This is a genomic window from Streptomyces sp. NRRL B-3229 (assembly GCF_000719505.1).
GTDB lineage: Bacteria > Actinomycetota > Actinomycetes > Streptomycetales > Streptomycetaceae > Streptomyces > Streptomyces griseorubiginosus.
The window spans coordinates 273,607-281,655 of record NZ_JOGP01000010.1; the positions used below are offsets into that span (position 1 = coordinate 273,607).

Here is an 8,049-nt window from a genome sequence, read left to right on the forward strand (position 1 = left end):
CGTACAGCCACCGGCCGAAACGCGTCAGACCCTGTGGACAACCGGGTGACTGTCCACGCACCTTGTCCACAGCCTGGCCGTGGGTCCATACGTCCGGCGTGGCACGCGTCGGCCCTGTCACGTCCGGCATGGCACGCGTCGGCCCTGTCACGCCCGGCATGGCACGCGCCGGCCCTGTCACGCCCGCAAATACGCCAGTACGGCCAGTACCCGGCGATGCGTCTCGTCCGCCGGTGGCAGGTCCAGCTTGGTCAGGATGCCCCCGATGTGCTTGCCGACCGCCGCGTCGGAGACCACCAGTTCGCGGGCGATGGCCCCGTTCGACTTGCCCTCCGCCATCAGCGCGAGGACCTCCCGCTCGCGCGGGGTGAGCCGCTCCAGCGGATCGCGGCGGCGGCGCAGCAGCTGCCGTACGACTTCGGGATCGACCACGGTGCCGCCGGCCGCCACCTCGGAAAGGGCGTCGACGAACTCCTCGACCTGGCCGACCCGGTCCTTGAGCAGGTAGCCGATGCCGGTGCCGTCGCCGGAGTCGAGGAGTTCGGAGGCGTAAGTGCGCTGCACGTACTGGCTGAGCACCAGCACCGGCAGGGCGGGGCGGCTCTCGCGCAGGCGGACCGCCGCGTGCAGACCCTCGTCCTGGAAGCCGGGCGGCATCCGGACGTCGGTGACGACGATGTCCGGGGCGTGCTCCTCGACCGCCGCGATCAGCGCACGCGCGTCACCGACGGCCGCGACGACCTCGTGGCCGCAGCGGTGGAGCAGGCCGGTGAGGCCCTCGCGCAGCAGCACGCTGTCCTCGGCCAGGACTACGCGAAGCGATCGGCCGCCTCGCTCAACTCGGTCGCCTCGCAAGGGAACTCCACACGCAGCAGGGTCGGTCCGCCCGGCGGGCTGGACAGCGAGAGTCTGCCATCGAGGACCGACACCCGGTCCGCGAGTCCGGTCAGTCCGCTGCCCGCCGAGGCGTCGGCGCCGCCGCGGCCGTCGTCCCGGACCTCCAGCAGCAGCCGGCCGGCCGTGTACCCGCCGCGCACCTCGGCGCGGCTCGCCCCGCTGTGCCTGGCGATGTTGGCGAGGGCCTCGCAGACCACGAAGTAGGCAGCCGCCTCCACCGCCTGGTCGAACCGTCCCGGAAGGCGGAGGTCCACGTCCACCGGGACCACGGAACGGTCCGCCGCATCGGCGACGGCGGCCTCGATGCCGTAGTCCGCGAGGACCTTCGGATGGATGCCGTGGATGAGCTCGCGGAGTGCGGCGAGGGCCTGGCCCGCCTCGCCGTGGGCCTTGGCGAGCTGGTCGGCGAGCGCTCCCGGCGGGGCGTCGAGGCGGGCCAGACCGAGGGTCATCGTCAGGGCGACCAGGCGTTGCTGGGCGCCGTCGTGCAGGTCGCGTTCGATGCGCCGGCGCTCCGCCTCGAAGGCGTCCACCAACCGCACCCGGGAACGGCTCAGTTCGACCACCCGGGCGACCAGGTCGTCCCGGTCGGCGATCAGCAGCCGGGTCAGTCCGGCCCGGGCGACGGCCGCGGCGCCCAGGGCGTAGGCGCCGAGTGCCAGCAGCAGCACACCGAGGACGGCGACCCCGAACGCGGTCGGCCAGGTGGTGACCGTCCACTGCTTGAGCACCTTCGTCTCGTGGCCGTCCCCGATCGTGGCCATGAGGAGCGGGGTGACGGCCATGGAGAGGGGAACGAGCAGCGCGACCGTGACCACCAGGGCGTCCAGCGGCCACAGCAGGGCCGCGAGCAGCACGGTGTACGCGAGTTCGCGCCAGGTGATCTGCTCCCTGAGCCGGGTCCTGAGCCATGGACGCAGTCCCGGGGCGGCCGGTACCCGGTGGGGGTCGGGCACCGGGTCCCGGTCGACCAGGCGCAGCCTGCGCCGCTCGACCCGGCCCACCGGGAGGCCGACGAGCGCGAGCACGAGCAGCAGTGGCAGCCCGACCAGGATCACGGCCAGCACACCGCCGACTGCTGCCAGCGTCACCAGGCCGACCAGGGCGAGGACGCCGGCGACCGCGCCGCTCAGCAGATATCCGGCCGCGAGCCACGGCCAGGCCGACAGCAGGAAGCCCGGCCGGGACATGGCCCGCCACACGTTGCGAGGGTGCATGCGCATCACCGTAGGAGGGCGGTCGGTGCCTGGGCCATGGGGCCAGGGGGCGGGCCGGGGGTAGGCCCTGCCCTACCCCGACTCTCGCCCCTGCCGCACTGCGTGGCGGTAGCCCAGCGCGGTTTCGTGGAGCCACGGATCAGCCCGTCCCGCACCGGCCATGGCCGCCCCGATCACCCGCACCAGCCATGCCCACGGACGAGGCCGCCACGACTACGCCCGCCCCGACCATTCCGCCACCAAGTGGGGACAGATGAACCACAACGACCATGCCGTCCGGCTGCGCTCCGTCAGCAGGAGCCACAAGGCGGGCGACAGCGCCGTCACCGCCCTCGACCAGGTCTCCCTCTCCTTCCCGCGCGGCACCTTCACCGCCGTGATGGGCCCCTCCGGCTCCGGCAAGTCGACCCTCCTCCAGTGCGCCGCGGGCCTGGACCGCCCCACCTCCGGTTCGGTCACGGTGGGCGGCACCGAGCTGACCGGACTCAGCGAGACCAGGCTGACGCTGCTGCGGCGCGAGCGCATCGGGTTCGTGTTCCAGGCGTTCAACCTGCTGCCCGCGCTGACCGCCGAGCAGAACGTCGCCCTGCCGGTGCGGCTGGCCGGCAAGCGGGTCGCGAAGTCCCGGGTCCGTGAGGTGCTCCGGCAGGTCGGTCTAGGCGACCGTGCCCGGCACCGGCCGACCGAGCTGTCCGGTGGCCAGCAGCAGCGCGTCGCCCTGGCCCGTGCCCTGATCACCCGCCCCGACGTCCTGTTCGCCGACGAGCCGACCGGCGCCCTGGACTCGCGGACCAGCCGTGAGGTGCTGACTTTGCTTCGCGCCATGGTCGATCGCGAGGGGCAGACGATCATCATGGTCACCCACGATCCGGTGGCCGCCTCCTGTGCGGACCGCGTGATCTTCCTCGTCGACGGCCGCGTCAACGGCGAGCTGCCCGGCGCGAGCGCGGACGCCATCGCGGCCCGTATGACCAGGCTGGAGGCCGTGCCGTGCTGAGGGTCGCCCTGCACACCCTGCGCACCCGCTGGGTCACCTTCGTCGGCAGCTTCGTCGCGCTCTCGCTGGGTGTCGCCCTGCTCGCCGTGATGGGCCTGGCCCTCGCCTCCTCCCTCAACGCGCCCGAGCGGCAGCCTGAGCGGTTCGCAGCGGCGCCGGTCGTCGTCCGGGGGCAGGACACCCTGTCCGTACCGACCCCGATCGGCGACCGCACCCAGAAACTCGTCCACCCGCGCGCGATCCCCGGGGCGACCGTGGCGAAGCTGCGGCGGCTCGGCACCGTCGTCGAGGACCGGGCGTTCGCCGTGCGGGCGGCGACGGGCCCCGGCGACCTGGTCGGCCACCCCTGGTCCACGGCCGCCTTCGCCCCGTACGCGATCGGCGCGGGCCGTGCTCCCCGAGCCGCCGACGAGGTCGTCGTCACGGGCGGCTGGGCGCGGCCGGGTCAGCGGGTCGAGACCGACCGGGGAACCGTGACGGTCGTCGGCACCCTCGCCTCGCGCGGCTTCGAGAACGCCGTCTTCTACACCGACGCCCGCGCCGCCGAACTGTCGCCGAGGAGCATCCAGCTGGTGGTGAAGGCGGACCCGGCGGACGTGCGCGCGGCCGTAGGCGGCCAAGACCTCCTCCAAAACCCCCGGGACCTCCAAAACCCCCGGGACCTCCAGGGCCCCCAGGATCTCCAGGTCCTCACCGGCACCGACCGCCGGCTCGCCGACGCCGACCCGGACCGCGACCGCGAGGCACTCACCGCGATGAACGCCCTGTTCGGCACCGCGGGCGGGGTCACCGCCTTCGTGTCCGTGTTCGTGGTGGCGTCCACGTTCGCCTTCGCGGTAGCCCAGCGGCGCCGGGAGTTCGGCCTGCTGCGCACCGCGGGGGCCACGCCCGGCCAGGTCCGGAGGATGGTGTTCGCGGAGGCCCTGACGGTCGGTGTGACGGCGTCGGCGGCGGGCTGTGTGCTTGGTGCGTACGGCGCCCCGAAGCTCGCCGCCCGGGTCGTCGACGGCGGCCTCGCACCCGCCTGGTTCACCATCGGCGACGTCACCTGGCCGTACCACTTGGCGTTCTGGACCGGGCTGCTCGTCGCGCTGCTCGGCGTGATCGCCGCGTCCTGGCGGGCCGGCCGCACCGGGCCCACCCAGGCGCTGCGTGAGGCGTCCGCGGACACCGAGGCGATGACGTGGGGCCGCCGTCTGTTCGGGGCGGGCCTGCTGCTGACCGCGGCCGTGACGCTGGGTCTGGCCCTCTTCTCCGACCCGGGCGAGCTGCTGCACCGCAAGACCTACGTCAGCCGTCCCATGCTGCTGATCACCGCGGTCGCGCTGCTCGCGCCGGTCCTGGTCCGTCCGCTCACCCGGCTGATCGCCTGGCTGCCTGCCCAACTGCCCGGTGCGGGCGGGATGCTGGTGCGGGAGAACGCGGCCACGGGCATCCGCCGTACGGCCGCCGTCGCCGCGCCCGTCCTGGTCACCGTCGCTCTCGCGGGCTCGCTGCTGGGCGCCACGGCCACCCTGAACGCGGCCAGGGCCACCGAGACCCGCGAGCAGACGGCCGCCTCGTTCGTCGTCACCCCGTCCGGGGGCGCCGGGTTCGACACGGCCACCGTGAAGCAGCTCCAAGCGGTCGGGGGCGCCGAGGTCTCGGCCACCTCGTCGAGTGCCGTGTACGTCCTGGAGGACGGTGTCGCCCTCATCAAGTCCGAGGCCCGCGGGGCCGACGCGGGACCGCTGGCGAGGACCGTCCGTCTGCCGCTGGCCGCCGGGAAGGTGAGCGACCTCGACGACGACTCGATCATCGTCAACGAGGAGTGGGAGAAGCACACCGTCGGGCAGCGCGTGGACGTGTGGCTCGGGAACGGCACGAAGAAGTCGCTGCGGATCGCCGCGGTGATGACGACCGGCACCGGCAACAACGGAGTCTGGGTCACCCCCGCCAACGCCCCCGGCGCGAGCGTCGACCGGGTGGACGTCTCGCTCGCCGAGGGCGCCGACCCGGCCGCCGTGGCCGCCGCGCTGACGAAGGCAGGCGGACACGTCTTCACCAAGGACCAGTGGATACAGGCCAGTTACCCCGGGACCGGGGCCAGGGCAGGGACCGGGACCGACCGAACCACTCGCTACGGCTTCGCCCTGGTCCTCGGCATCGCCCTGCTCTACACCGGGATCTCCCTGGCCAACACCATGGTCATGGCGACCGCCGACCGGGTGCGCGACCTGGCCCTCCTGCGGCTGGCCGGGGCCACCCGGTGGCAGGTGCTGAGGCTGGTCGCCGGGGAGGCACTCATGGTCGTCGCCGTCGGCGGAGTGCTCGGACTCCTGGTCACCGGGCTCAATCTGGCGGGCCTGTGGAGCGCACTGGGTCTGCTGTCGGTGCGAAGCCCGGTGCGGCTGCCGTGGGCGGAACTGGGAGCGAGCGTGGGCGCGTGCGCCGTACTCGCGGTGGTGTGCTCCCTCGCCCCCGCCGCGCTGGCCATGCGGCGCCGGGCGGTGGAACTGGCCGGCATGCGCGACTGACCCCCTGACCGGCCCCGGCGCTCAAGAGCAGCCCGCCCGTGAGGGACCTCACACCGTGACCCCCACCGCCACCCAGCCCCCGAACAGGCACAACAAGAAGCTCCTCGGGTCCAGGACCTGAAGGGCTTCCTGGTGGGGAACCGACGGAATGGGCTGGTCAGGGCATACACCAGCACCCACGGAGATCGTTCCCGCGCTCTCGGGCCGATTTTCCCCCTACCCAGGCCGACGACTACGGCAGGAGCCGCCCAGCCTTCCTGACCGCCTTGCCGCCGACGCCGACCAGAACCGGCCCATCGGCCCACCGGCCCACCGGCCCACCGGCCCCGGGAGGAGCGTCGGCCGGGCCCGAGTCGCTGAGTCTGTCCGTCGCCTGTAGGGAGGCCAGGAATTGCCGGGCCGCCGGCCCATCGCGCGGGGAGGCGGGGCCGGGCGGCACCGGTCGGCGGTCAGGCTCCGGGGTGCAGGCCGAGCCAGCCCGGTGAGGGGTCGCCCTTCACCTCACCGAAGTACAGGGCGAAGGTCTGCTTCCAGCGCTCGATCGCCGCGCGGTCGGCCATGAACTTGGGGAAGCCGTCGAGGTTGCCGTTGGGGTACTCCCAGACGGGCTTCAGCCCGGTCGGCGGGGTGACATCGGTGCGGACCGACCAGCCGTTGGTGGCGGCCTTCTGCTGCTCGACGGAGAGCCGCCAGTTCAGGTACAGCTTGGCGGCGGTGGGGTTCTTGGCCTGCTTGAGGATCGCGGCCCGCTGTCCCCAGGACATGAACGGCGCCTCCTCGGGCAGCACCCACTTGACCGGCCCGGTGGACAGCGGCGCACCGGAGCCGCCGATGCCGATGGCCTTCTGGCCGCTGGTGACGGCCGCGCTCGGGGTGTAGCTGCCGCGGGCGAACTGAAGGTCCTGGGTGGCCAGTCGAGCGAGCCAGTCCCAGCCGTACTTCTCCACGTAGAGGGTGTAGAGGTAGAGGACCGCGTCGTCGTCGTGCGGGTAGGAGGAGGCGATCTTCCCCTTCCAGCGGGCGTCGGCCAGGTCGAGCGGACCGCTGGGGATGTCGGAGCCGACCGCGGCGGGACCGTACATGTAGCTGAAGGCACTGACCTGGACGGCGACCCACGCGCCGTGCGGGTCCTTGAAGGGAGCGTAGAGCTTGGAGAAGCCGGCCGGCTTGTAGGCGAGCAGGCGGCCCTGCTCCTTCCAGCGCACGAAGTCCTGCACGGTCTGGAGCTGTACGACGTCGGGTATCAGGGTGTCGGTCGCGAACTGGTTGTCGACGCGGACGTCGTGATACTTGCTGTAGTCGACGACCACCGTCAGGTCGATGCCCGGGAACCGGCTCTTGAAGCCGTTGCGGATCCCGTCCGCCTGGCTGGAGATGTCACCACCGGCGTAGAGCACGAGCTTGCCGCCCTCCGCGAGGGCTGCCTGGTAGAGCTCGTCAAGAGTGCGCTTCTCCTCGGCGCCGCCCGTCGCCACGCGGCCCGCAGAAGCCTGGCCGGTGGCGGCCTGAGCGGGGGTGACGGAAGCAGCGGCGACACCGAGACCGAGAGCGGCGCCCGCTCCGGTGGCAAGCAGGCGGCGTCGGCTGGGAAGGCTGGTCATGGTGGGGGGAGCCTCTCTGTCCGTTCTGTTCTGTTCGGTTGTCCGTGTGGTGCTGCTGTGGGGGGGGGTCAGAACATGGTGTTGTCGTTGGCGCTCTTCTCGGGCACCTCCTGGATCACGTCCCAGTGCTCGACGATCTTTCCGTCGGCGACGCGCCAGAAGTCCGCGACGGCCATGCCCCGGTCGCCGGGCTTGAGGTGCAGGTTGCTGTGGGTGACCACCAAGTCCCCTTCGGCGATCACACGCTTGATGTCCAGGCGCAGGTCGGGGAACTGCCCGCGCAGCCAGTGCACATAGCCGACGAAGGCTGCCGGGCCGTCCTGCGCCTCGGGGTTGTGCTGGGTGTAGCTCTCGCCGAGGTGTGCGGTGGCGGCGGCCTCGGGCTGGTAGTCGTTGAATGCCTGCTCGTAGAAGGCGGTCACGAGTGCCTTGTTGTCCGCAGCGGACATGTCTGTCTCCTGGCTCACGGTGGGTGCGGTACGAATCAGTCGTTCATGGCCTCGCGGACGAGTGCGGTGTCGACGAACTGTTCGAAGCGGACGATGAGTCCGCCCCGTACGACGAAGTGGTGGGCCACGCGCACGTCGATGGCTTTGCCGCTCCGTCCACTCCACGTCGGGGGCGAGGGTGGCGCGCAGGGCGTCCAGGTCGCCGGCGGCGGAGGCCAGGTACTGGCGGCGGACGACGTCGGCGGGAGCCGTCGACGAGTCGAACTCGCTCACGGTCAGCCCCACTTCATCTCGCCCTTGGCGACCTTCGAGCCGATCTGGGCGGCGATCAGCATGCCGTTGTCCGGGTACCGCTTGACCAGGGCGTCGTTC

Annotated in this window: 6 protein-coding genes and 2 pseudogenes; 2 read left to right on the top strand and 6 right to left on the bottom strand. The window is 72.3% G+C overall.

Going from position 1 to position 8,049, the window contains the following annotated elements:
* Positions 1–177 precede the first annotated feature (177 nt).
* Both IF54_RS0118995 and IF54_RS0119000 read right to left on the bottom strand, forming a co-directional pair.
* Entirely contained in the window at positions 178–792 is a 615-nt protein-coding gene (locus IF54_RS0118995; protein WP_234439009.1) for a response regulator transcription factor, read from the bottom strand.
* Positions 793–809: 17 nt separating this feature from the next.
* Complete coding sequence (locus IF54_RS0119000) at positions 810–2,087, bottom strand: sensor histidine kinase (protein ID WP_030320159.1); 1,278 nt, start codon at positions 2,085–2,087, stop codon at positions 810–812.
* Between the two features lie 280 nt (positions 2,088–2,367).
* On the opposite strand from IF54_RS0119000, the gene IF54_RS0119005 reads away from it, so the two are divergent.
* Both IF54_RS0119005 and IF54_RS0119010 read left to right on the top strand, forming a co-directional pair.
* Complete coding sequence (locus IF54_RS0119005) at positions 2,368–3,111, top strand: ABC transporter ATP-binding protein (RefSeq protein ID WP_030320162.1); 744 nt, start codon at positions 2,368–2,370, stop codon at positions 3,109–3,111.
* Positions 3,105–5,627 carry an FtsX-like permease family protein gene (locus IF54_RS0119010; RefSeq protein WP_030320163.1) on the top strand — a complete coding sequence of 841 codons (2,523 nt, stop codon included), beginning with the start codon at positions 3,105–3,107 and terminating at the stop codon, positions 5,625–5,627. The genes IF54_RS0119005 and IF54_RS0119010 overlap by 7 nt, the downstream gene beginning before the upstream one ends.
* 449 nt (positions 5,628–6,076) lie before the next feature.
* Here IF54_RS0119010 and IF54_RS0119015 read toward each other — a convergent pair whose 3' ends face one another.
* The 4 genes and pseudogenes from IF54_RS0119015 to IF54_RS44065 all read right to left on the bottom strand — a co-directional run.
* Positions 6,077–7,228: an ABC transporter substrate-binding protein gene (locus IF54_RS0119015; protein WP_030320164.1), complete on the bottom strand. Its 1,152-nt coding sequence runs from the start codon at positions 7,226–7,228 to the stop codon at positions 6,077–6,079.
* A 68-nt stretch (positions 7,229–7,296) separates the two neighbouring features.
* Positions 7,297–7,677, bottom strand: a complete 381-nt coding sequence (locus IF54_RS0119020; RefSeq protein ID WP_030320165.1) for a nuclear transport factor 2 family protein — start codon at positions 7,675–7,677, stop codon at positions 7,297–7,299.
* Between the two features lie 35 nt (positions 7,678–7,712).
* A pseudogene (locus IF54_RS39660) lies at positions 7,713–7,962 on the bottom strand (nuclear transport factor 2 family protein).
* Positions 7,953–8,049, bottom strand: a pseudogene (locus IF54_RS44065) (MBL fold metallo-hydrolase); the annotation flags it as partial. The pseudogenes IF54_RS39660 and IF54_RS44065, both read right to left, overlap by 10 nt.